This is a genomic window from Pannonibacter carbonis (assembly GCF_003012935.1).
Classification (GTDB): Bacteria; Pseudomonadota; Alphaproteobacteria; order Rhizobiales; family Stappiaceae; genus Pannonibacter; species Pannonibacter carbonis.
Window position 1 is genome coordinate 29777 of sequence record NZ_PUDR01000012.1, and the last position, 22395, is coordinate 52171.

At 62.6% G+C, this 22395-nt stretch carries 21 protein-coding genes; 12 read left to right on the top strand and 9 right to left on the bottom strand.

Features of this window, described 5'->3' with window-relative positions:
- Nucleotides 1–8 precede the first annotated feature (8 nt).
- Nucleotides 9–821: an enoyl-ACP reductase FabI gene (gene fabI / locus C8348_RS16370; protein WP_106754452.1), complete on the top strand. Its 813-nt coding sequence runs from the start codon at nt 9–11 to the stop codon at nt 819–821.
- 49 nt (nt 822–870) lie between these two features.
- On the opposite strand, the gene C8348_RS16375 is transcribed toward fabI, so the two are convergent.
- Nucleotides 871–1425: an SH3 domain-containing protein gene (locus C8348_RS16375; protein ID WP_106754453.1), complete on the bottom strand. Its 555-nt coding sequence runs from the start codon at nt 1423–1425 to the stop codon at nt 871–873.
- Between the two features lie 284 nt (nt 1426–1709).
- Between C8348_RS16375 and C8348_RS16380 the strand changes: the two genes are divergently transcribed.
- The gene (locus tag C8348_RS16380) at nt 1710–2696 is read left to right on the top strand and encodes a 2-hydroxyacid dehydrogenase (RefSeq protein WP_106754454.1); all 987 of its coding nucleotides are present in this window, start codon (nt 1710–1712) and stop codon (nt 2694–2696) included.
- Between the two features lie 295 nt (nt 2697–2991).
- Here C8348_RS16380 and dnaQ read toward each other — a convergent pair whose 3' ends face one another.
- The 5 genes from dnaQ to C8348_RS16405 all read right to left on the bottom strand — a co-directional run bounded on the left by dnaQ (nt 2992) and on the right by C8348_RS16405 (nt 6740).
- Nucleotides 2992–3723, bottom strand: coding sequence for a DNA polymerase III subunit epsilon (gene dnaQ / locus C8348_RS16385; protein ID WP_106754455.1), 732 nt, complete (start codon nt 3721–3723; stop codon nt 2992–2994).
- 127 nt (nt 3724–3850) lie between these two features.
- Complete coding sequence (gene coaE, locus C8348_RS16390) at nt 3851–4438, bottom strand: dephospho-CoA kinase (RefSeq protein ID WP_106754456.1); 588 nt, start codon at nt 4436–4438, stop codon at nt 3851–3853.
- The gene (locus tag C8348_RS16395; protein WP_106754457.1) at nt 4435–5277 is read right to left on the bottom strand and encodes a shikimate dehydrogenase; all 843 of its coding nucleotides are present in this window, start codon (nt 5275–5277) and stop codon (nt 4435–4437) included. Before C8348_RS16395 ends, coaE begins: the two co-directional genes overlap by 4 nt.
- Nucleotides 5274–5867: a Maf family protein gene (locus C8348_RS16400; protein WP_106754458.1), complete on the bottom strand. Its 594-nt coding sequence runs from the start codon at nt 5865–5867 to the stop codon at nt 5274–5276. Before C8348_RS16400 ends, C8348_RS16395 begins: the two co-directional genes overlap by 4 nt.
- Nucleotides 5868–5891: 24 nt before the next feature.
- Nucleotides 5892–6740, bottom strand: a complete 849-nt coding sequence (locus tag C8348_RS16405) for a pyruvate, water dikinase regulatory protein (protein ID WP_268137681.1) — start codon at nt 6738–6740, stop codon at nt 5892–5894.
- A gap of 431 nt (nt 6741–7171) precedes the next feature.
- On the opposite strand from C8348_RS16405, the gene hemE reads away from it, so the two are divergent.
- From hemE to C8348_RS16450, 9 genes are all read left to right on the top strand, one after another.
- The gene (hemE, locus tag C8348_RS16410) at nt 7172–8200 is read left to right on the top strand and encodes a uroporphyrinogen decarboxylase (protein WP_106754460.1); all 1029 of its coding nucleotides are present in this window, start codon (nt 7172–7174) and stop codon (nt 8198–8200) included.
- Between the two features lie 10 nt (nt 8201–8210).
- Complete coding sequence (hemJ, locus tag C8348_RS16415) at nt 8211–8639, top strand: protoporphyrinogen oxidase HemJ (protein WP_106754461.1); 429 nt, start codon at nt 8211–8213, stop codon at nt 8637–8639.
- Between the two features lie 269 nt (nt 8640–8908).
- Complete coding sequence (rho, locus tag C8348_RS16420; RefSeq protein ID WP_106754462.1) at nt 8909–10174, top strand: transcription termination factor Rho; 1266 nt, start codon at nt 8909–8911, stop codon at nt 10172–10174.
- 112 nt (nt 10175–10286) lie between these two features.
- On the top strand, nt 10287–10829 hold the full coding sequence (locus C8348_RS16425) for a GNAT family N-acetyltransferase (RefSeq protein ID WP_106754463.1): 543 nt from the start codon (nt 10287–10289) through the stop codon (nt 10827–10829).
- Nucleotides 10830–11084: 255 nt separating this feature from the next.
- Nucleotides 11085–12437 carry a tRNA uridine-5-carboxymethylaminomethyl(34) synthesis GTPase MnmE gene (mnmE, locus tag C8348_RS16430; protein ID WP_106754464.1) on the top strand — a complete coding sequence of 451 codons (1353 nt, stop codon included), beginning with the start codon at nt 11085–11087 and terminating at the stop codon, nt 12435–12437.
- A gap of 351 nt (nt 12438–12788) precedes the next feature.
- Complete coding sequence (mnmG, locus tag C8348_RS16435; protein ID WP_106754567.1) at nt 12789–14663, top strand: tRNA uridine-5-carboxymethylaminomethyl(34) synthesis enzyme MnmG; 1875 nt, start codon at nt 12789–12791, stop codon at nt 14661–14663.
- A 13-nt stretch (nt 14664–14676) separates the two neighbouring features.
- A complete protein-coding gene (gene rsmG, locus C8348_RS16440; RefSeq protein ID WP_106754465.1) occupies nt 14677–15345 on the top strand; it encodes a 16S rRNA (guanine(527)-N(7))-methyltransferase RsmG in 669 nt (222 codons plus the stop codon).
- Complete coding sequence (locus C8348_RS16445; RefSeq protein WP_106754466.1) at nt 15345–16169, top strand: ParA family protein; 825 nt, start codon at nt 15345–15347, stop codon at nt 16167–16169. Before rsmG ends, C8348_RS16445 begins: the two co-directional genes overlap by 1 nt.
- Before the next feature lie 92 nt (nt 16170–16261).
- On the top strand, nt 16262–17188 hold the full coding sequence (locus C8348_RS16450; protein ID WP_106754467.1) for a ParB/RepB/Spo0J family partition protein: 927 nt from the start codon (nt 16262–16264) through the stop codon (nt 17186–17188).
- A gap of 57 nt (nt 17189–17245) precedes the next feature.
- Here C8348_RS16450 and holA read toward each other — a convergent pair whose 3' ends face one another.
- Genes holA through leuS form a run of 3 tightly spaced genes read right to left on the bottom strand, consistent with a single transcriptional unit; the run spans nt 17246 to nt 21485 of the window.
- Complete coding sequence (gene holA, locus C8348_RS16455) at nt 17246–18289, bottom strand: DNA polymerase III subunit delta (RefSeq protein WP_106754468.1); 1044 nt, start codon at nt 18287–18289, stop codon at nt 17246–17248.
- Between the two features lie 9 nt (nt 18290–18298).
- Nucleotides 18299–18874 (bottom strand): LPS assembly lipoprotein LptE, encoded by a 576-nt coding sequence (gene lptE, locus C8348_RS16460; RefSeq protein ID WP_106754469.1) that lies wholly within the window; start codon nt 18872–18874, stop codon nt 18299–18301.
- Complete coding sequence (gene leuS / locus C8348_RS16465; protein ID WP_425270830.1) at nt 18861–21485, bottom strand: leucine--tRNA ligase; 2625 nt, start codon at nt 21483–21485, stop codon at nt 18861–18863. Before leuS ends, lptE begins: the two co-directional genes overlap by 14 nt.
- 225 nt (nt 21486–21710) lie before the next feature.
- Here leuS and C8348_RS16470 point away from each other — a divergent pair, with 225 nt between their 5' ends.
- The gene (locus C8348_RS16470) at nt 21711–22379 is read left to right on the top strand and encodes a YggS family pyridoxal phosphate-dependent enzyme (protein ID WP_106754470.1); all 669 of its coding nucleotides are present in this window, start codon (nt 21711–21713) and stop codon (nt 22377–22379) included.
- Nucleotides 22380–22395: the final 16 nt, after the last annotated feature.

Here is a 22395-nt window from a genome sequence, read left to right on the forward strand (position 1 = left end):
AGTTTTTCATGAACGGGCTGATGAAAGGCAAGCGCGGGCTTGTCATGGGTGTTGCCAACGACCATTCGATCGCTTGGGGCATTGCCAAGACCTTGGCCGACCATGGCGCGGAGCTTGCCTTCACCTATCAGGGTGATGCATTCGGAAAGCGCATCAAGCCGCTGGCAGAGTCTGTCGGTTCGAAGATCCTGATGCCCTGCGATGTCGAGGACATTGCATCGGTCGACAAAGTCTTCGAGACGCTGACAAGTGAATGGGGAAGCATCGACTTTCTCGTGCATGCAATTGCCTATGCCGACAAGAGTGAACTTCGGGGACGCTATGCCGACACCTCGAGGGAGAACTTCTCCAAGGCGATGCTGATTTCCTGCTTCTCCTTCACTGAGATCGTCAAGCGGGCAGCGGCCATCATGCCGAACGGAGGCTCCATCGTGACGCTGACCTATGGCGGAGCGACGCGGGTGATGCCGAACTACAATGTCATGGGTGTCGCCAAGGCCGCGCTGGAGTCTTCCGTGCGCTACCTCGCAATGGACTATGGCGTGCAGGGTATCCGCGTGAACGCAATTTCGGCTGGGCCCGTGCGGACCCTTGCCGGATCTGTGATTTCGGATTCGCGCCTGATGTACAACTACCAGAAGCGCAATTCGCCGCTGGCACGTACCGTAACACTGGACGAGATCGGCGGCTCGGGCCTTTATCTCCTGTCCAGCCTGTCGGGCGGGGTGACCGGTGAGATCCACTTTGTCGACAGTGGCTACAACACCGTTTCAATGCCCCGTCTCGAGGAGTTGAAGCGGCAGGATCGCAGTGACGACTAAGGTACGATACAGCAAAAAAGGGCCGCAACAGCGGCCCTTTTCGTTTCTGCTAGTCGATGACCTCATCTGGATAGACGCCAAACAGGCGCGTTTGTTCAATCCAGCCGTCATAACCACGTCCTTCGACACGGCACCAGCCTTTGGAACAGGATTTGACGTTGGCCAATACTTTCGGAGCCAGATAGGCGACAATGCCCGAATCCACATCCGCCTTGGCATAAAGCGGGGTGTTTTCGCCGCTGGCATCCCAGGGGGTGACAAGCACAGTCCGACGTCCGGAAAGCAGAGAGTGGAACAGCCAGCCTTCCTTGCCTTCCCAATCGCGGACCCTGCGCCAGTTTTCAAATTCCTGGGTGATCTCGATCGGCAGGCCGGATTTCACATAAGTCCAGGCAACTTCATGTCGGTCCGACGGTCCTAGACGGACATTGGACCTGTCGGACTTGAGGCTGACAAAGCGTGGGATCGGCTGGCCGCTGCTGCCGGTCCGGGTGGTCTGGCCATGTGCCAGCGGGGCTGCGATCAGGATCAGCGAAAGGGCCAGAAGGGCGCCAAGACCATGAGGGATCGTGCGTTTGCGCCGGGGCTCGGATTGCCTGTTCATGCCTTCCTCTTGTTCTGCATTGTTCCCGTTTACCGGGTTCGCCGGACAGATTCCAGACCAGCCCTTGCAGGTTCGAGAGCTTCTGCCCAACCAACACATCAACCCCGCATTGTCGCACCGATACCCGACCAAGGTCGGGGCCCTGCGCCATTTGGCTGCCCTTGTATCTGGCGGACCATCTGGTAAGGAGAACGGGAGAGGCAGATTGGCGGCAACGCCATCAAGCTGAAGTGTAGGCCTGTTAGGGTTAAGGCGCCCTCAACGCAACGCAGAAGGCAAATGGCATGCCGAAGAAGAAGCCTGTGGTCGTCGTCACGCGCAAACTTCCGGATGTCGTCGAGACCCGGATGCGGGAACTGTTCGAGACGCGTCTGAATGAAAGCGATCGTCCTTACACGCAAGCCGAACTGGTCGAGGCCGTAAAGACCGCGGATGTCCTGGTGCCGACCGTGACCGACCGCATCGACGCGGCGCTGCTGTCGCAGGCCGGCCCGGACCTGAAGCTGATCGCCAACTTCGGCAATGGCGTCGACAACATCGACGTGGTCAGCGCCAACAACCGTGGCATCAACGTCACGAACACCCCTGGCGTCCTCACCGAAGACACCGCCGACATGACGATGGCGCTGATCCTGGCCGTGCCGCGCCGTCTCGCCGAAGGCATCAAGGTGATGAACACCGGTGAATGGTCCGGCTGGTCGCCGACCTGGATGCTTGGCCACCGGATCTGGGGCAAGCGCCTCGGCATCATCGGCATGGGCCGCATCGGTCAGGCAGTCGCACGCCGGGCCAAGGCGTTCGGCATGTCGATCCACTATCACAACCGCCGCCGGCTGCATTCCGACATCGAGGAATCCCTCGAGGCCACCTACTGGGAAAGCCTCGACCAGATGCTGGCCCGCATGGACGTCGTGTCGATCCACTGCCCGCATACGCCGGGGACCTATCACCTGCTGTCGGCCCGCCGCCTGAAGCTCCTGAAGAAGGACGCCTATGTGGTGAACACGGCCCGCGGCGAAGTGATCGACGAAAACGCGCTGATCCGTCAGCTTGAAGCAGGCGAGCTCGCTGGTGCGGGTCTCGACGTGTTCGAGCACGAGCCCGCGGTCAACCCGAAGCTGGCGCAGATGGACAAGGTGTTGCTGTTGCCGCACATGGGGTCTGCCACGCTCGAGGGCCGTATCGAGATGGGCGAGAAGGTCATCATCAACATCAAGACCTTCATGGACGGCCACCGCCCGCCGGACCGCGTCCTGCCGTCGATGCTTTGAACTGACAAACCCCGGCCTTGCCGGGGTTTCGTTTATGGCAAACACTTCGGCGTCATCCCCCACCCAGCAAAGCGGAGATCCGGGACCGGAGAGCCGAGGTCCACCCCACTCTCGGCAATCATCCCCGCCTTGTGCGGGGATCCATACTCCCTGAACCGCCTTCAGAAGCTATTGGTACGCCCCGGCTTGAGGCCTGAAAGCTGGATCCCCGCACAAGGCGGGGATGACCACTGGTGTTCGGTGTTTGGCGGTGGCTATCAGCAGGTGTCGTCTGGATGCAGGAGGCGGTTTGCCGTCAGCCAGCGTCCTTTGCCTCGTATTTCTTCCAGATCGCGCTGTCGCCCATGCCCTTGATGAAGCCGGCGTGGCGGTCGAGGTCGTCGGCGGTGAGGCGCGAGGGCAGGGGGGTGGGGCGAGGGCGTGCCGGGGCGGACGTCATCTGGCCGTCTGCGCCACTGTCACCCCGGTTTTGTGCGCCGGATCCGGCTTGGTCGATGTCAAATCCCAGCGCTCGCTGCCGTCCGCCGATCAGCTCGAGGTAGACTTCGGCCAGCAGTTCACTGTCGAGCAATGCGCCGTGTTTGGTGCGGCGCGAATTGTCGATGCCATAGCGCGAGCAGAGCGCGTCGAGCGAGTTCGGCCCCATCGGATGCTTGCGGCGGGCCAGTTCGAGCGTATCGATGACCTGGGTGCGCGGGATCGGCGGCCGGCCGACACGGTTCAGCTCCATGTTGATGAAGCCCATGTCGAAGGACGCGTTGTGAATCACGAGGGTCGAGTCCCCGACAAAGGCGAGGAAATCATCGACCACGGCCGCGAATTTCGGCTTGTCCGACAAGAACTCGGTCGACAGGCCGTGCACTGCGAACGCACCCTCCGGAACATCCCGTTCCGGGTTGATGTAGACGTGGTAGGTGCGGCCGGTCGGGACGTGGTTCAGCAGCTCGACGCCGCCGATTTCGACCAGGCGGTCGCCGTTGCGCGGATCGAGTCCTGTGGTTTCCGTATCGAAGGCAATTTCACGCATAGGCTGGGTCCGAATGGTCGGGCAGGGCTAGGGGCGAGAGTCGCTTCTTCCTGACGGCCATGCAATCCGAAAACATCGTTATCCTGCCTTGCTTGCCAGCGGTGGCCGGCCTTTGGCTGCCGGGGTTCTAGCCCCGGCCGGCCAGGGCACGCAGGATGCTGGCGACGGAGCGCCGCGCAGCGTCCACTCCATGATCGGTCTCGATGAGGAAATGCGCCCGGCGGCGCTTCTCGGCGTCCGGCATCTGCCGCGCGAGGATCGCCTCGAAACGTTCGACGGTCATGCCCGGCCGTGCCAGCGCGCGCGCGCGCTGGGTGTCGGGTCTGGCCGTCACGACCGCGACGGCATCGACGCGGTGCTCGCCGCGCGTTTCGAACAGCAAGGGGATGTCGAGGGCGACAATCCGCCGTCCTTCCTTGCGGCTTCTGTCCAGAAACGCCAGCTCCTCCTCGCGGACCAGCGGATGCACGATGGCCTCGAGACGGGCAATGGCCTCGGGTTTACCAAGCACTGCATTTCCTAGGCGTGTCCGGTCGACGATGCCACCAGCGACGGTGCCCGGAAAGGCGGCCTCGATCAGCGGTGCAGCCCGGCCAGAATACAGCGCATGCACAGTCGCATCGGCGTCGTGCACCGGAACTCCGGCCTCGGCAAACAGCTTGGCCGTGGTCGATTTGCCCATGGCAATCGAGCCGGTGAGACCCAGACGGATCATTTGGCGGCATCCAGATCGGCGAGGATCAGGTTGCGCAGCTCTGCATCAACCTGCGGCCGGAAACCAAACCAGCGTTCAAAGCCATTTACAGCCTGATGCAGCAGCATGCCGAGACCATCGACGGCAACGTTGCCCCGCTCCCTTGCCGCGCGCAGGAGGCCGGTTTCCAGGGGAACATAGACCGCGTCGGTCACCAGGGCATCCTGCGGCAATCCGGAGAGGTCGATATCCAGCTCGGGCTTGCCCATCATGCCCAGCGATGTGGTGTTGACCAGAACCCGGGCTTGTCCAAGCACGGTCCCCAGCTTGTCCCACGCATGAGCCACAACGTCGCTGCCGAAATGATCCGCGATTGCCTTGGCTTTTTCCTCGGTCCGGTTGATCACGTGCACTGGTGCAAAGCCGCGCGAGAGCAAGGCCCAGACGATCGCCCGGGCAGCACCGCCTGCGCCGAGGACCACGGCCGCCCCCTTGGTCCTGTCCCAGCCCGTCGCAGCCTCGTCGAGGTTGCCCAGAAAGCCGAGACCATCGGTGTTGGCGCCGCACAGCCGGCCATTGTCCAGCCAGAGCGTGTTGGCCGCGCCCATGGCTGTCGCCGCCGGATCCAGCCAGTCGCAAAGCGATGCCGCCAGCTCCTTGTGTGGCACCGTGACATTGCAGCCGGTGAGCCCGGATGCGGCCAGATCCCGGTAGAACCGTTCGGCATCTTCCGGTGCGACGGCCACGCGGTCGTAGTCGCCGGCAATGCCATGCTTCTTCAGCCAGTAATCGTGAATGAGCGGGGAGCGTGACTGAGCGACGGGCCAGCCGGTGATCGCGGATCGGCGGAGGTCGGTCATACGTCGGTCTCCCCAAGCGCGCGAAGCTCGCCCAGCAGCGGCAGCAAGGGCAGGCCGAGAATGCTGAAATAGTCGCCTTCAATCCGCTCGAACAGCCGGACACCGACGTTTTCCAGCTGATAGCAGCCGACGCTGGACAGGACCGCATCCCCGGCGAGCGCCAGATACCGACCAATCTCGGCTGGGGACAGAGCTCGCATCGTCAGCCGGGCGGTCGAGACATGACGCCAGAGGACTTCATCGCCGCGCGCCAGAACGACCGCGGAGTGCAGCTCGTGGGTTTTGCCGGACAGGTCCAGCAGCTGGCGGCGGGCGGCTTCCATGTCGGCCGGCTTGGTGAAACGCGCATTGCCAAGGCCAAGCACCTGATCCGCGCCGATCACCAGATCCTGCGGCCGGCGGCCCGCGACGTCGAGCGCCTTGGCCTCCGCCAGCACCTGGGCGATGTCCTCAGGGGGGAAGCCTGCCTCCAGCAGCGGCGCTTCAACGGCGCGTTCATCAACGGTTGCCGGATCGACCGCGAAATCGAGCCGGGCATTTGCAAGCAGAGTGGCGCGAATCCGGCTTCCGCTGGCGAGCACAAGGGCCATGAGAGTTTCCGTTTACTGGGCCGGTCAGGCGAGGGACTGAGCCTCTCCGGCGTTCCTGAAGTGGCGATAGAGTTCCATGATCTCTGCCGCCGTCTCTTCAATGGAGCGGCGGGTGACATCGATCAAGGGCCAGCCCTGTTCGACGCACAGCCGCCGGGTGGCCGCGATCTCCCGGGCGATCTCGCGCCGGTCGATGTAGAGATCATTATAGCCCTCGGAATTAAGCGAGAGCACACGGTTCTGGCGGATCTGCTGAATGCGCTCGGGAGAGGCAATCAGGCCAACAACGAGCGGGCGGGTCAGCCGGGTCAGATCCTCAGGCAGGGGAATGTCGGGGACGATCGGGACGTTGGCGCATTTGATGCCACGATTGGCGAGATAGATGCAGGTCGGGGTCTTCGAAGTGCGGCTGATGCCGACGAGAACGATGTCTGCCTGATTGAGGTTGTCCGCGATCTGACCGTCGTCGTGCATCATCGTGTAGTTCAGCGCATCGATGCGCTTGAAGTACTCGGCATCAAGGGCGTGCTGCCCGCCGGGACGCCGGGTGAAGGGCACATTGAGGTAGGACTGAAAAACAGCGAAGACAGGATCGAGGATGTTAACGAAAGGGATACCAATTTCGCGGCAAAACCGTTCCAGCCGCTCGGCAATCTCCTTGTCGACCAGAGTGTAGAGCACGATGCCCGGTGCCTGCTCGATCTGGCCGATGACACGGTCGAGCTGCTTGTGGGTGCGGACCAGCGGATACATATGTTCGATGGCCTGCACCGCCTCGTACTGGACGGTCGCGGCACGCGCCACGGTCATCAGCGTCTCGCCGGTCGAATCGGACACGAGATGGAGGTGGAAGTAGTGTCTGGATTTTCCCACAACAAATCCTCTCGCATGTGGATGGCGGGGGACAACCCGGCCTCTCCAGCTCCAGGCAGGAAAAGTCATCCCCGCTGAGCCGATTTCATTAACAGATCGTAAAATCGCGGCAACCGATGCCGAAACGGTTCGGCACTCATGTGGATCAACAGGGCCTTCCGGCCTCACCCTCAGTTTATCCACTTCGGCCACAAGTCTTAAGGAAGCCTTAACAACAGGCCAAGCTTTTGTTTTCGTTTCTTTTTTTGATCAAGCCGGATTCAATCCCCGATGCTTGTCCAGACCGCGCGACGATTCATTCCGGCGCGAAAAGTCAGAGGATGGATTGTGGACAACGAATGATCCCGGTAATCCACCCTTAAGAATAAGAAACAGATTCAAATCTACCGAGACTCCCTTACTGGGGCCCTGACGGGAAAAAGGACCGAGCCATGAAATCGAACGACCGGGCCGTCATGCGCGTACTCGCTGGTGAAAGGCTCTACCCGCCACCGGTCTGGATGATGCGACAGGCAGGGCGGTATCTGCCCGAGTACCGGGAGACCAGGGCCAAGGCGAAGAACTTCCTCGACTTCTGCTACAATCCGGATCTGGCAACGGAAGTGACGCTTCAGCCGATCCGCCGTTACGGCTTTGATGCATCGATCCTGTTCTCGGACATCTTCGTCGTCCCGGATGCCATCGGCTATCCGGTTCGCTTTGAGGAAGGGCGTGGACCGGTTCTCGAACCTCTGTCGCAGAATGTGCTGGACCGGCTTGAGCAGGGACGAGCAGAGGCTCATCTGGCGCCGGTGATCGAAACAGTCCGCCGTCTGCGCAGCGAGCTTCCGGAAGAGACCACGCTGCTCGGCTTCTGCGGAGCGCCCTGGACCGTTGCCTGCTACTCGGTCGCAGGTCATACGACGCAGGACCAGACAGCCGCCCGGGTTGGCGCCTATCGCGATCCGGCCCTGATGCAGCGGTTCATCGACGAACTCGTCGTTGCATCTATCGCCTATCTGATCCGCCAGCTTGATGCCGGCGCAGACGCCCTGCAGATTTTCGACACCTGGGCGGGTGTTCTTGACGATGCAGGTTTTGCCCGCTGGTCGATCGAGCCAACCCGCCAGATCGTTGCCGGGGTGAAGGCAGCCCGGCCGGATGCGCGGATCATCGGTTTCCCGAAGGCATCGTCAGCCCGCCTGACGGCCTATGTGACTGGCACAGGTGTGGATGCTGTGGGCCTTGACTGGACCGCGCCGGACCACATCGCCCAGTCGATCCAGAAGTCTGTACCCATCCAGGGCAATCTCGATCCAATGCGGCTGGTGGCCGGCGGCGCGGCGCTGGATGACGGCATCGCCCATGTGCTCGAGGCGCTGGGGCAGGGTCCGCTGATTTTCAATCTTGGCCATGGCGTGACGCCAGAGACTGATCCGGCGCATGTGGCCCGGATGGTCGAGCGCGTGCGGCAGGGATGAGGAGGTTAGGATGGATCTCTATCTCTGGCTGAAAGCGCTGCATGTCATCGCCATCATCGCCTGGATGGCCGGGATGCTGTATCTGCCCCGGCTGTTCGTCTATCACGCTGATGTGCCGGTCGGGTCACCGCAGTCCGAGACCTTCAAGGTCATGGAACGGCGGCTGCTGAAGGCGATCATCAATCCGGCCATGATCGTGGCCTGGATCCTGGGGCTGTGGCTTGCCTATGAGTTGGATGCGTTTCACGATGGCTGGTTCCACGCCAAGCTCACGCTGGTGCTTCTGATGTCCGGCGTGCATGGATACCTGTCGCGCTGCGTGAAGGTCTTTGCTCGCGACGAAAACACGCGGCCTGCACGGTTCTATCGCATCCTGAATGAAGTCCCGACGCTCTTGATGATTGGCATTGTTATCCTGGTTATCGTCAAGCCATTCTAAGTGCCGCTACGTATGCAATCGGTTCCAGGTCCTGAAGCAGAGAATACGCTCTTGCGGGACCTGGACGAAGCAGTTATGGTCGCTGCCAACTTCTCGAAAGGCGCGCGGGGTGCACCTCCAGACCGTGCCTAATGGCGAAGCTAGTCGGCACCCCTCACGCCGGCACACGCCGAGACTTCACTTCTGTTGCCGATTTCATTCGCGTTTCGGAAATCAGAAGCGTCCTTCCGCGTACTCATCTCCCACCTAACAGAGAACGACCCCAATTTATGCGGGAAATGAAACTCAAAGATCTGAAAGCAAAATCGCCGACCGAGCTTCTGACCTTCGCGGAAGAGCTTGAAGTTGAGAACGCCAGCACGATGCGCAAGCAGGAGCTGATGTTCGCGATCCTGAAGAACCTTGCGGCGCAGGATGTCGAGATCATCGGCGAAGGCGTGGTCGAAGTCCTGCAGGACGGCTTCGGCTTCCTACGTTCGCCGGACGCGAACTATCTCCCGGGCCCTGACGACATCTATGTTTCGCCGTCACAGATCCGCCGCTTCTCACTGCGGACCGGCGACACGGTCGAAGGCCAGATCCGCAGCCCGAAGGAAGGCGAGCGCTATTTCGCGCTGCTCAAGGTCAACACCATCAATTTCGAGGATCCGGAGAAGACCCGGCACAAGGTCCACTTCGACAACCTCACCCCGCTTTATCCCGATGAGCGGTTCAAGATGGAAATGGGCGATCCGACCTCGAAGGATCTCTCCTCGCGCATCATCGATCTTGTTGCGCCGCTCGGCAAAGGCCAGCGCGCCCTGATCACCGCGCCGCCGCGCACCGGCAAGACGGTGTTCCTGCAGAACATCGCAAAGTCGATCACCACCAATCATCCCGAATGCTACCTCATCGTTCTGCTGATCGATGAACGTCCGGAAGAAGTGACGGACATGCAGCGGACGGTGAAGGGCGAGGTGGTTTCCTCCACCTTCGACGAACCGGCAACGCGCCACGTGCAGGTTGCCGAAATGGTCATCGAGAAGGCCAAGCGCCTGGTCGAGCATGGCCGCGACGTGGTCATCCTGCTCGACTCGATCACCCGCCTCGGCCGCGCCTACAACACCGTCGTGCCGTCTTCCGGCAAGGTCCTGACCGGTGGTGTGGACGCCAACGCGCTGCAGCGCCCGAAGCGCTTCTTCGGTGCTGCACGTAACATCGAAGAGGGCGGCTCGCTGACCATCATCGCGACCGCGCTGATCGACACCGGCAGCCGCATGGACGAAGTGATCTTCGAAGAGTTCAAGGGAACGGGTAACTCCGAAATCATCCTGGACCGCAAGATCTCCGACAAGCGTGTCTATCCGGCCATCGATATCCAGCGCTCCGGCACCCGCAAGGAAGAGCTGCTGGTTGCGCCTGAACGTCTCAAGAAGACCTTCGTCCTGCGCCGCATCCTCAACCCGATGGGCACGGTCGATGCGATCGAGTTCCTGCTCGACAAGCTGAAGCAGACCAAGTCGAACGACGATTTCTTCGACAGCATGAACACCTGATCCGAATCGGATCCGGTTCAGTCTCAAAGGCGCCGGCGGCAACTCCGGCGCCTTTCGTTTTGACAGGGACCCTGCACTGGATTTGAATCGGACGCGTACCGAAAGGCATCCCATGATCCGTCTTGAAACCGAACGCCTCATTCTCCGCCCTTGGGAAGACAGGGATCTCGACGCATTTGCCGCCATGAACTCCGATCCGGAGGTCATGCGCTATTTTCCGTCGGTGATGGACCGGGACGGGACCAGTGCCATGATGGAGCGTGCGCGGGCAAAACTGTCCGCTGACGGCTTTTGCGTGTTTCCCGTGGAGCGGAAGGCGGACGGTGCCTTCCTCGGCTTCGTGGGGCTCAACAGGCCATCCTACGACAAGCCCTTGCCGTTTGATCCTTGCGTCGAAATCGGCTGGCGATTGGCTCGCCACGCCTGGGGGCTGGGCTATGCGACTGAGGCGGCCCGGGCATGGTTGCGATTCGGCTTCGAAACTCTTGGCCTCGACGAGATCGTATCCTTCACGGCACAGGACAATTTTCCGTCCCAGAAGGTGATGCAGCGGCTGGGTATGGTCCGTGATCCGGCCGATGATTTTCTGCATCCGATGCTCGGGCCTGATCACCCTCTCGCGCCGCATGTGTTGTATCGGCTCGCGCGGACATAGAGATCAGCGACGACATCCCCGATTCACGTGAAACATCGGTCGTGAAACAGCCGCCGTGGCAGCGCCGGAAAGGTGAGCGCCATTTGAATCGGCAGCGGATTGATCGGGCAGTGACACGAGACGCGGCATGCCGTCTGCGCCGGATCGAATCGGCTGCGCATCGATCACGGCGCATGACTAGGCATCCGGTGCAGAAGCCTGTATGCGGCTGGGTCAGGTTTTTTCGCTTGTTGCAGTCAGGTTCGGTTCAGTTCGATGCATGACACGATCTATGCCCTCTCCAGCGGTGCGCTGCCGTCCGGCGTTGCGGTGATCCGTCTCAGTGGCCCGTCGGCGCTGGCGGCCTTGTCGGCGCTGACTGGCCGGTCGTTTCCGGCGCGCAAGGCAAGCCTCAGTACACTCAAGGATCCGCAGACCGGCGAGGTGCTGGATCAGGCTCTTGTCGTCGTGTTTCCGGGACCAGCCAGCTTCACTGGTGAGGATGTGGTGGAACTGCAGTGCCACGGTGGCAGGGCGGTCGTTGCGGCGGTTCTGGCTGAGCTTGGGCGGCTTCCTGACCTTCGCCCTGCCGAGGCCGGGGAGTTTACCCGCCGGGCTTTCGAACAGGGACGGATGGACCTGACAGAGGTCGAGGGTCTTGCCGATCTAATTGCGGCCGAGACCGAGGCGCAGCGACGCCAGGCCTATCGGCAGATGGATGGCGCGCTCGGCCGGCTCTATGAGGGATGGCGCAAGCGGCTCCTGCACATGCGGGCGATGATCGAGGCGGACTTCGACTTCGCCGATGAGGACGATGTTCCCGGCAGTGTTGCCGATGAGGTCTGGCGGGAGGCGGGCGCCCTCCGCGATGAGGTGGCTGCCCATCTGGCTGCCGGGCCGCGCGGTGAACGTTTGCGGGAAGGATTGCAGGTCGTTTTGCTGGGAGCGCCCAATGCGGGCAAGTCGAGCCTGCTCAATGCCATTGCCGGTCGGGATGTCGCCATCGTTACGGAAGAGGCGGGGACCACTCGCGACGTGATCGAAGTGCACCTCGATCTTGGTGGCTACCCTGTCACGCTGGCAGACACCGCGGGACTTCGGGGCGATGCGGGCCGGGTCGAACTGGAAGGCATCCGCCGGGCAACCGAGCGAGGGCGCGCTGCAGACCTTGTTCTCTGGCTGCAGGAACCAGGTGGACCGGCGCCTGATGATCGGGACAACGGACTGCCGGATGCGATCAGGATCGAGTCGGTTCCGGTCTGGTTGGTTCGGACCAAGACCGATCTTGAGACTCCCTCGAAACGAGACTTATCCGAAACAGAGCTTGGTTTTGCTTTGTCCATTGCAAAAGGGGAGGGGCTTTCCGGGTTGCTGGATGCGCTTTCTCATTTTGCTGGCGAGATGTTTGGACGGGGTGAGACCCTGGTGGCGACGCGGCAGCGACACCAGCATCATCTTCGATCCTGTCTCGAAGGTCTCGATGAAGCTCTTCGCCAGGCGCATCTGCCAGCGGAGCTCAGGGCAGAGGACTTACGGCGGGCCGGCGATAGCCTCGGCCGGATCACCGGGCGGATCGACGTTGAGGATCTGCTTGATGTGATCTTCAGCGAGTTTTGCATCGGCAAGTGAGTGTTTCACGTGAATCCGGTTCGCTATCGAACCGACCCATGTTTCACGTGAATCATTTCAGGTTCGACGCAACTTGTTTCACGTGAATCAGCGGTCGGGTGATGCGTGGATCAGGCGGCGGGTGTTTCACGTGAATCCGTGAGACCTTGGCAATTGTCCGGGTTGATTCACGTGAAATCACTTTGACCAAAGCCGGTTGGATTCCCTATAAGGAAGCGAATACGTGAACCGGTTTGGCCGGAGAGTTGCGCTGTCCGCAAGGCGGGTAGTCAGGTCAGGTTCCGGGCGTTCCTTCCAATTGAAACACGGTGACGGGCAGGCATTGGTCTGCGTCGAATGGGTGCGGTGCGGATGACTGAGGCGTTGCGATTTGATGTTGTGGTGATCGGTGGTGGTCACGCCGGCTGCGAGGCGGCTGCGGCTGCGGCGCGGCTTGGCGCGCGCACTGCTCTCGTCACGCATCGGTTCGAGACCATCGGTGTCATGTCCTGCAATCCGGCCATCGGTGGCTTGGGCAAGGGGCATCTGGTGCGCGAGATCGACGCGCTGGATGGTCTGATGGGGCGCGTCGCGGACCGGGCGGGTATCCAGTTTCGCATGCTCAATCGGCGCAAGGGTCCGGCGGTGCGTGGGCCCCGCGCCCAGGCGGATCGCAAGCTCTATCGCGAAGCCATGCAGGCGGAGATCCGGTCTGCGGCAAATCTCGAAGTCGTCGAGGGTGAGGCGGATCAGCTGCTGCGTCGGGATGGCGTGATTTGCGGTGTGGCGCTCAAGGACGGCCGCGCGATCAGCTGCGGTTCCGTGGTGCTGACGACGGGAACATTCCTGCGGGGGCTGATCCATATCGGTGATCGCAAGATCCCGGCGGGTCGTGTCGGTGAGGGTCCGGCGCTGGGTCTGTCGGCGTCGCTCGAAGACATTGGCTTTGCACTGGGGCGCCTCAAGACCGGAACGCCGGCGCGTCTGGACGGTCGCACCATCGACTGGGCGCGGCTGGAAGAGCAGCCGGGGGATGACGAGCCGGTGCCGTTCTCCACGATGACGACTGCAATCACGACGCCGCAGATCTCGTGCCACATCACCCGAACGACGGATGAGACGCACCGGATCATTCGCGAGAACCTGTCCCGGTCGGCGATGTATTCCGGCGAGATCAAGGGGCGCGGGCCGCGCTACTGCCCGTCGATCGAGGACAAGATCGTCCGTTTCGGCGACCGCGACGGGCATCAGATTTTTCTGGAGCCGGAAGGGCTCGACGACCATACGGTCTATCCGAATGGGATTTCCACCTCTCTGCCGGAGGATGCGCAGCTGGCGTTTCTCAAGACCATTCCGGGTCTCGAAAATGTGTCGGTGCTGCAGGTCGGTTATGCCATCGAGTATGACCACGTGGATCCACGTGAACTGACGACGACGCTGGAGGCCAAGCGTTGCAAGGGGCTGTTCCTCGCCGGCCAGATCAACGGCACGACTGGCTATGAAGAGGCGGGGGCGCAGGGGCTGGTTGCCGGCCTCAATGCCGCATTGCGCGCGGGCGGATCGGCCCGGGATTTCGTCGTGGATCGGGGGCAGGGCTATATCGGCGTCATGATCGACGATCTGGTGACGCGCGGGATCACCGAGCCCTATCGCATGTTCACATCCCGCGCAGAGTACCGTCTGTCGCTGCGGGCGGACAACGCCGATCAGCGGCTGACGCCGTCCGGCATCGCGCTTGGATGTGTCGGGTCTTCCCGTCAGGCTGCGTTCGAGAAGAAGTTGCAGGAGCTCGATGCAGCGCGCGCACTCATGCAGGGCCTGTCGATCACGCCGGCCCAGGCGGTAAAGCAGGGGCTGCCGCTGAATCAGGACGGCATCCGGCGCAGCGCCTTTGATCTTCTGTCCTATCCCGATATGACGGTGGATCAGCTCTATCCAGTCTGGCCGCAGCTTGCCGACATTCCGGCCTCGATTGCGGAGCAGGTGGCGACGGATGCGCTCTATGCGGTTTATCTCGATCGGCAAGCGGCCGATATCGCTGCGCTTCGCCGCGATGAAGCTCTGACCATTCCGGATGCGTTCGATTTCTCGGCGCTGGCTGGGCTGTCGAACGAGATCAAGCAAAAACTCGAAACGGTGCGGCCGGCGACGATTGGCCAGGCATCGCGCATGGACGGCATGACGCCGGCCGCCCTGACTTTGTTGCTGTCGCAGGTCAAGCGCCAGGAACGGCGCGGGGCGGCGTGAAGGACCTGTGAATATGGCTGGGACAACACCCCTCGATGGCCCGCATGTTCTGCGGGAATACGCCTCTGTTTCACGTGAAACTGAAGCCCGGTTGAAAACCTACGTGGATTTGGTACTGCGCTGGCAGCCGGCCCAGAACCTGATCTCACCGGCGACCATCCCGGAGATCTGGCGGCGGCACGTGGCCGACAGCCTGCAGCCGCATCTGGTGCGGCCGGAGGCGAAACGGTGGGTGGACCTCGGCAGCGGGGCAGGGTTCCCCGGGATCGTCACGGCGATCCTCCTTGCCGACACGGCCGGCGCGCATGTCTATTTCGTCGAGAGCAACCAGCGCAAGGCGGCGTTCCTGCGCACGGCGCTGCGTGAGACCGGGTCGAATGGCACCGTCATTCCGGCCCGGATCGAGTCGGTTGCGGAACAATGGACGCATGGTCCGGTGGATGCGGTTTCAGCGCGTGCGCTGGCGGCGCTGGATCTTTTGTTAGGGTTTTCCCGGGCGTTCATGGACCAGGGCGCGGTGGCTGTTTTCCACAAAGGGCGCGATTTTCAGCGCGAGGTTAATGAAGCGTCTCACGCATGGGCCTTTGATCTGGTAGAAAAGGCCAGTCTCATTGATCCCGAGAGCCGCATGTTGATCCTCTCCAACCTGACGGCCCGATCTGACGAGGAAGGTTCCCGCTGATGAACAGGCTTCCTGAAACCCCGCGCGTTCTGGCGCTGGCCAACCAGAAGGGTGGCGTTGGCAAGACGACGACGGCCATCAACCTAGGTACCGCTCTTGCCGCCATCGGCGAGCGCGTGCTGGTCGTCGACCTTGATCCGCAGGGCAACGCCTCGACGGGTCTCGGGATCGATCGCCGCGACCGGGCGCTGTCGACCTATGACGTGCTCTGTGGTGACTGCAGCATGGAAGAGGCGGTGAAGGAGACGGCGGTGCCGCGTCTCTGGGTCGCTCCGTCGACGATGGATCTTCTCGGCCTCGAGCTGGAAATTGCCTCCAGCGCCGACCGCGCCTATCGCCTGCGCAAGGCCATTGACGAGTTTGCCTCGTCGCGGCTGTTCCGCGAGATGGGCTTCTCCTATGTGCTGGTCGACTGCCCGCCGTCGCTGAACCTTCTGACGATCAACGCGCTGTCGGCGTCGCACTCGATCCTGGTGCCGCTGCAGTGCGAGTTCTTCGCGCTGGAAGGTCTGTCGCAGCTGCTGTCGACGGTCGAGCAGGTGCGCAACGCGCTCAACAACGAGCTGACCATCCACGGCATCGTGCTGACCATGTACGACAGCCGCAACAACCTCTCGAGCCAGGTCGTGGCCGACGTGCGCGAGACGATGGGCGATGCGGTCTACGAGACCATCATCCCGCGCAACGTGCGCATTTCGGAAGCGCCGTCCTATGGCAAGCCGGCGCTGCTCTATGACCTGAAGTGCTCCGGCAGCCAGGCCTATCTGCGGCTTGCTTCCGAGATCATTCAGCGCGAGCGGGAGCTGCGCCGCGTCGCGGCCTGAGGCTAGGTCCTTGCCGAAACGATATTCAACGCGGCGGCAGCGCCGCGTTTTCCATTCTGAAGACACGACCAGCGCGCAAGCGGAGAAGAACCATGGCTGAAGACGGCGGACGCAACAAACGGTTGGGCCGGGGACTTGCGGCCCTTATCGGTGACGCCGGCATCGTTCCGGCTTCGCAGGATCAGGCGGCGGCCCAGGCGGACAAAAGCCCCCCGCGCGACACCCGAAAGGTGCCTGTCGAGTTCCTGGAGCCGAACCCGCGCAACCCGCGCAAGAGCTTCCACGAAAAGGATCTGACCGAGCTGACGGATTCGATCCGCGAGAAGGGCATCATCCAGCCGATCCTGGTGCGTCCGGCCGCAGGCAAGCCGAACCATTTCGAGATCATTGCCGGCGAGCGCCGGTGGCGGGCGGCGCAGCGGGCGGGCCTGCATGATGTGCCGGTGCTGATCCGCGAGATCACCGACCAGGAAGCGCTTGAGCTGGCGATCATCGAGAACGTGCAGCGCGCCGATCTCAACCCGATCGAAGAGGCGCTCGGCTATGAGCAGCTGACGGCCGAGTTCGCCTACAGCCAGAATGATCTGGCGCGCCTGATCGGCAAGAGCCGCAGTCATGTCGCCAACACCATGCGCCTCCTTAAGCTGCCGAATGCCGTGAAGGACTATCTGTCGGAAGGGCTGATCACGGCCGGCCACGCGCGCGCGCTGATCACGCTGGAGGATCCGTCTGCGCTGGCCGAGCTGATCGTCGAGAAGGGCCTGTCCGTGCGCGAGGCGGAGAAGCTGGCACAAGATCCGGAGATCCTGTCCAAGCTGTCCGGCAGCAAGGATCCTGCGGCCAAGGTGGAGAAGGATGCGGACACTCGCGCCCTTGAAAAGCGCCTCACCGACAGCCTCGGGCTGAAGGTCGCCATCGGCCACAAGGCAGGCAAGGATTCGGGGGAGCTGAAGATCAAGTATGCCTCGCTCGAGCAGCTCGACGAGCTGTGCCGAAAGCTCGGCATCGAAACCCGTTAAGGGTTCGTTAGGATTTTCGAATCGGAAGCGGTCCGGATTTTCCGGGCCGCTTTCTTTTTATCTGCGGGATTTGCTGCGGGCCGTGGCGACGCGGGCGAGGGTCAGCAGGGCTTCGGACAGGACCGGCATGCCGATGCGGTCATTGAGGCGGGCGATGCGCATGGCGTCGTACAGCCGGTCCATCGCCTTCTCCAGGTCCTGGGAGTTCCAGATCGACAGCTGCCGGGTGAGGGCAGGCTTGCGCTTGAAGAACACCGGCGGCTTCACCGTTTCGATGACCTGTGCGGCCGGAGTGCCGCTGTCGACGTCGGCGCGCAGGCGATGCAGCCACTGGAAATGCGCGAGGGTCTGACCGGCGATCACGGAGGCGTTGCTGCCTGCTGCATCCAGGCGTTCAAGCCCGTGGTCGAGGGCGGGCAAGTCGCCACCGGCTGCCGCGTCGATCAGCTCGGACAGTTCGAAGGCCGAAGCATCGCCGATGATCGCCTCGATGTCGTCCGTGTCGATGCGGCCCTTGCCGTGGGCATAGAGGCAGAGCTTGCGCAGCTCGCCACGGCTGGCCATCCGGTCGGCACCCAGAAGGCCGTGCAGGCTCGCGCGGGCTTCCCGGGTAATGGTGAGCCCGGCCGCCCGTGTTTCCTCGTCTATGAGCGTTTCCAGGTCCCTGGCTGTGTCCGCATAGCAGGGAACGGCGACGGCACGCTTGTCGTTCTCGAACAGCTTGCGCAGGCCGGTGCTCTTCTTCAGGTCGCCGGCCTCGATCACCACTACGGCGGGGCAGTCGAGCAGGTTGACCACGGGGGTGACGGCAGGCAGCAGGTTGCGGCCTCCGGCATCCTTGACCCAGATGGTGCGGCGGCCGCCGAACAGGGGAATGGTGAGGGCCTCGTCGATCAGCCGATTCGGATCTGAAACGAGATCGCCGGCATCGAGCTTGGCCTGGCTGAAGGGGTCGTCGTTGCCGGCGCTGTAGGCGGCAACGAGGGCCTGTGCCCGTTCGGACACAAGCCCCGTGTCGGGTCCGTAGACCAGGATCGCGTGGACATTCGCCGGCGGCTTGGCGACAAAACGATCAATGTCGCCGGCTTTCAGCGCGACCACGGGATCACCTCACTTGCGAGTGGCAAAGTAACCGGCGATGCGCGCCTGGACGTCCTGCGCCACCACCTTCGCCGCCCGCTCTTCCGCATCACGGCGGGCGCGCAGGTTGGCGAAGCGCTGGCTGGAGAAGTCGTAGGAGGCGGTTGCGAAGGACTTGCCGGTCATCAGGGTGCGATTGTCCGCAGCGTCGGAGAGGACGAAGGTGACATTCATGGTGGTCGAATAGGCAGATGGTACGTCAGCCAGACGCTCCACGCCGACTTCCGACACGCCGATGTTCATCACCATGCGCAAGCGATACTTCTTGGCTGGCGGGTAGGTGCCACGCTCGAAGCCGAACGTCAGCTCATTGTAGAGGACGCGGCGCGCGTCCGAGAGACGCATCTCGTTGACCGTATCGATCTTCTCGATCTCGATCGCCGCCAGTTCCCCCTGCACCGTTTCTCCGGCTGCACCGGCCGTTGTCGGAAGCTGGCCATAGAGTGGCCGCACCTGGCAGCCGGCCAGCAGCAATCCGCTGGCCAGAACAAGGGCAACTCCGACGGAAGTACGGCGCCCGCGCGCCCAAGCGTCAGCCAACGACATTCACGATCCTCTGCGGCACCACGATGATCTTGCGCGGAGCGCGGCCTTCCAGCGCCCGCTGGACGAACTCCTGTGCCACTGTGGCTGCTTCGACGTCCGCCGTCGAGGCGTCCCGTGCAACAGTGATCTCGCCCTTCTTCTTGCCGTTCACCTGCACCGGCAGGACAATGCTGTCCTCGACAAGCAGGCTTTCGTCCAGAGCAGGCCAACTGGCCTCGGCGACGAGGCCGGAGTGGCCCAGCTCGGTCCAGCATTCTTCGGCAAGATGCGGCATCATTGGTGCCATCATCATGACAAGATAGTCGCAGGCCTCACGGGCAGCCCAGGCGGTGTCGGCATCACCCAGGCCGTTGTGCACGGTCTTGCCGATCTGGTTCACCAGTTCGTAGATGCGGGCAACGGCGCGGTTGAAGCCGAGGCCTTCGATGTCGCGCGACACGGCCGCCAGCGTCTTGTGGGTGGCACGGCGCAGCTCCAGCGCGGCATCGCCCATCTGCGGGGCCTCGGTGCTGCGCTTCGGCGTGGCGGCAACTTCGCCGACCAGACGCCAGACGCGCTGCACGAAGCGCCAGGAGCCCTGAACGCCTTCCTCGGTCCAGATGACATCACGCTCCGGCGGGCTGTCCGACAGCACGAACCAGCGCGCGGTGTCGGCGCCATAGGTCTCGATGATGTCCGTCGGGTCGACCGTGTTCTTCTTCGACTTCGACATCTTCTCGATAGAGCCGATGGTCACCGGTGCGCCGGTGGCTACCTCGATGGCCGAGCGGGTGTCGCCTTCGATGAACTGGATCTCGGTCGGGCTGAGCCACTTGCCTTCCGTGCTCTTGTAGGTCTCGTGCGTGACCATGCCTTGGGTGAAGAGGCCCTTGAACGGCTCCTTCAGGTTCAGCGCGCCGACTTTCTGCATCGCGCGGGTGAAGAAGCGCGAATAAAGCAGGTGCAGGATCGCATGCTCGATGCCGCCGATATACTGGTCGACAGCCAGCCAGCCATTGGCCGCGGCCGGTTCCGTCGGCTGGTCGGCATGCGGCGCGGTGAAGCGGGCGAAATACCAGGAACTGTCCACGAAGGTGTCCATGGTGTCTGTTTCACGGCGCGCCGGCTTGCCGCATTTCGGGCAGGCGCAATGGCGCCAGGTGGCGTGCCGGTCGAGCGGGTTGCCCGGTTTGTCGAAATTGATGTCGTCCGGCAACTTGACCGGCAGGTTCTCGTCCTTTTCCGGAACCACGCCGCAGTCGTCGCAGTGGATGACCGGGATCGGGCAGCCCCAGTAGCGCTGGCGCGAAATGCCCCAGTCACGCAGGCGGTAATTCACCTGGCGCGAAGCCTGGGCCGATCCGTCGATGATCACGGCTTCGAGCTTCTTTGCCACGGTTTCCTTGGCCTCAGCGATGCTGAGTCCGTCGAGGAAGCCTGAATTGAAGATCGTGCCGTCATCCGTGTAGGCGATATCGGCCACGTCGAAGGTCGCGGCATCCGCATCCTTCGGCAGCACGACGGGCTTGACCGGCAGGCCGTACTTGCGGGCGAAATCGAGGTCGCGCTGGTCATGCGCCGGGCAGGCGAAGATCGCGCCGGTGCCGTAATCCATGAGGATGAAGTTGGCGACATAGACCGGCAGCTCGATGGAAGCATCCAGCGGATGCTTCACGCGCAGGCCTGTGTCCATGCCCTTCTTCTCGGCCGTCTCGATGGCTTCGGCCGAGGTGCCGATGCGGCGGCAGTCCTCGATGAAGACGGCCAGATCCGGATTGCTCTCGGCGAGCTTCACCGAGATCGGGTGATCCGGCGACAGGCCCATGAACGAGGCACCGAACAGCGTGTCGGGGCGGGTGGTGAAGATCTCGAGGGTCTTGTCGCCCGTCGGGGCCGGAGCGGTGAACTCGAAACGGACGCGCAGGCCTTCAGACTTGCCGATCCAGTTCTTCTGCATCAGTCGGACCTTTTCCGGCCAGCGGTCGAGCGTGTCGATCGCTTCCAGAAGATCCTCGGAATAGTCGGTGATCTTGAAGAACCACTGGGTCAGCTCGCGCTGCTCGACGAGCGCGCCGGAGCGCCAGCCGCGGCCATCAATGACCTGCTCGTTGGCCAGCACGGTCATGTCGACCGGGTCCCAGTTGACCTTGGACTTCTTGCGGTAGACGAGGCCGGCTTCCAGGAACTTCAGGAACAGGCGCTGCTGCTGGGTGTAGTACTCCACGTCGCAGGTCGCGAACTCGCGGCTCCAGTCCAGCGACAGGCCCATGATCTTGAGCTGGCCGCGCATGAAGGCGATGTTCTCGTAGGTCCAGTCCTTCGGATGGACATTGTTCTGCATGGCCGCGTTTTCGGCCGGCATGCCAAAGGCATCCCACCCCATCGGATGCAGGACGTTGAAGCCCCTGGCGCGCTTGTAGCGGGCCACGACATCGCCCATGGCGTAGTTTCGCACATGGCCCATGTGAATGCGGCCGGACGGGTAGGGGAACATCTCCAGCACGTAGTATTTCTCGCGCGGATCCTCGTTGGACGTCTTGAACACGTCCTTCTCGTCCCAGACCTTCTGCCAGCGCGCTTCGACGTCGCGCGCGTTGTAGCGTTCCCGTTCCGTAACCATCAAATTCGCCATTTCACTGGCGCCCGCGAACCGGGCGCACATCAAACAAACACCTGCCGGACTGTCACCAGAATTTCCCGCAAGGGTCAACATGATTGGCTGAAATTGCGGCGCTTTTCGCGCCCGTCTGCCTCGGGGCGGCTGGGCCAGGAGATGCTTTCACTTGAACCGGACCAGCTTGCCGCCGTATCAGAGCGGTCAGGGACCGTTACGGTCCGCTTTCGCCGGAGTATCCTCATGGCCGCTACCGCCATCGACCGACTTGCCACCGTCCAGTCCGACATTCGCGCGGCGGAGGCGGAACACAACCGCAGCGCCGGCTCCGTGACCCTGGTCGCGGTCTCCAAGACCTTTGAAGCGGAAGAGATCCGCCCGGTGCTGGAGGCCGGGCAGCGCGTGTTCGGCGAAAACCGCGTTCAGGAAGCCATGGGTAAATGGCCTCAGCTGCGAACCGAGTTCAGCGATATCCAATTGCATCTCATCGGACCGCTGCAGTCGAACAAGGCAAAGGAGGCGGTTGCGACCTTTGATGTCATTCACACCATCGACCGGGAAAAGATCGCCCGGGCGCTGAAGGCCGAGATGCTGGCGCAAGGCCGCGATCTGCCGTGCTTCATCCAGGTGAACACCGGCGAGGAACCGCAGAAGGCTGGCATCGCACCGAAAGAGGCCGATGCCTTCATTCGCCTGTGCCGCGAGGATATCGGCCTTAACGTGATTGGCCTCATGTGCATTCCGCCCGTGGAGGAAGCCCCGGGCCCGCATTTCGCCTTGCTTGAGAAGATTGCCGCTCGCAATGGCCTGACGCAACTGTCCATGGGCATGTCGTCCGACTATGAGACGGCTGTTTCCTTCGGGGCGACCCATGTGCGGGTCGGTTCGGCGATTTTCGGCGGGCGTGGTTGAGCCGCATGCGGAGAGG

Coding starts and splice junctions, on each gene's coding strand:
- fabI (WP_106754452.1), top strand. CDS start 9: ATGAACGGGCTGATGAAAGGCAAGCGCGGGCTTGTCATGGGTGTTGCC.
- C8348_RS16375 (WP_106754453.1), bottom strand. CDS start 1,425: ATGAACAGGCAATCCGAGCCCCGGCGCAAACGCACGATCCCTCATGGT.
- C8348_RS16380 (WP_106754454.1), top strand. CDS start 1,710: ATGCCGAAGAAGAAGCCTGTGGTCGTCGTCACGCGCAAACTTCCGGAT.
- dnaQ (WP_106754455.1), bottom strand. CDS start 3,723: ATGCGTGAAATTGCCTTCGATACGGAAACCACAGGACTCGATCCGCGC.
- coaE (WP_106754456.1), bottom strand. CDS start 4,438: ATGATCCGTCTGGGTCTCACCGGCTCGATTGCCATGGGCAAATCGACC.
- C8348_RS16395 (WP_106754457.1), bottom strand. CDS start 5,277: ATGACCGACCTCCGCCGATCCGCGATCACCGGCTGGCCCGTCGCTCAG.
- C8348_RS16400 (WP_106754458.1), bottom strand. CDS start 5,867: ATGGCCCTTGTGCTCGCCAGCGGAAGCCGGATTCGCGCCACTCTGCTT.
- hemE (WP_106754460.1), top strand. CDS start 7,172: ATGAAATCGAACGACCGGGCCGTCATGCGCGTACTCGCTGGTGAAAGG.
- hemJ (WP_106754461.1), top strand. CDS start 8,211: ATGGATCTCTATCTCTGGCTGAAAGCGCTGCATGTCATCGCCATCATC.
- rho (WP_106754462.1), top strand. CDS start 8,909: ATGCGGGAAATGAAACTCAAAGATCTGAAAGCAAAATCGCCGACCGAG.
- C8348_RS16425 (WP_106754463.1), top strand. CDS start 10,287: ATGATCCGTCTTGAAACCGAACGCCTCATTCTCCGCCCTTGGGAAGAC.
- mnmE (WP_106754464.1), top strand. CDS start 11,085: ATGCATGACACGATCTATGCCCTCTCCAGCGGTGCGCTGCCGTCCGGC.
- mnmG (WP_106754567.1), top strand. CDS start 12,789: ATGACTGAGGCGTTGCGATTTGATGTTGTGGTGATCGGTGGTGGTCAC.
- rsmG (WP_106754465.1), top strand. CDS start 14,677: ATGGCTGGGACAACACCCCTCGATGGCCCGCATGTTCTGCGGGAATAC.
- C8348_RS16445 (WP_106754466.1), top strand. CDS start 15,345: ATGAACAGGCTTCCTGAAACCCCGCGCGTTCTGGCGCTGGCCAACCAG.
- C8348_RS16450 (WP_106754467.1), top strand. CDS start 16,262: ATGGCTGAAGACGGCGGACGCAACAAACGGTTGGGCCGGGGACTTGCG.
- lptE (WP_106754469.1), bottom strand. CDS start 18,874: ATGTCGTTGGCTGACGCTTGGGCGCGCGGGCGCCGTACTTCCGTCGGA.
- leuS (WP_425270830.1), bottom strand. CDS start 21,485: ATGGCGAATTTGATGGTTACGGAACGGGAACGCTACAACGCGCGCGAC.
- C8348_RS16470 (WP_106754470.1), top strand. CDS start 21,711: ATGGCCGCTACCGCCATCGACCGACTTGCCACCGTCCAGTCCGACATT.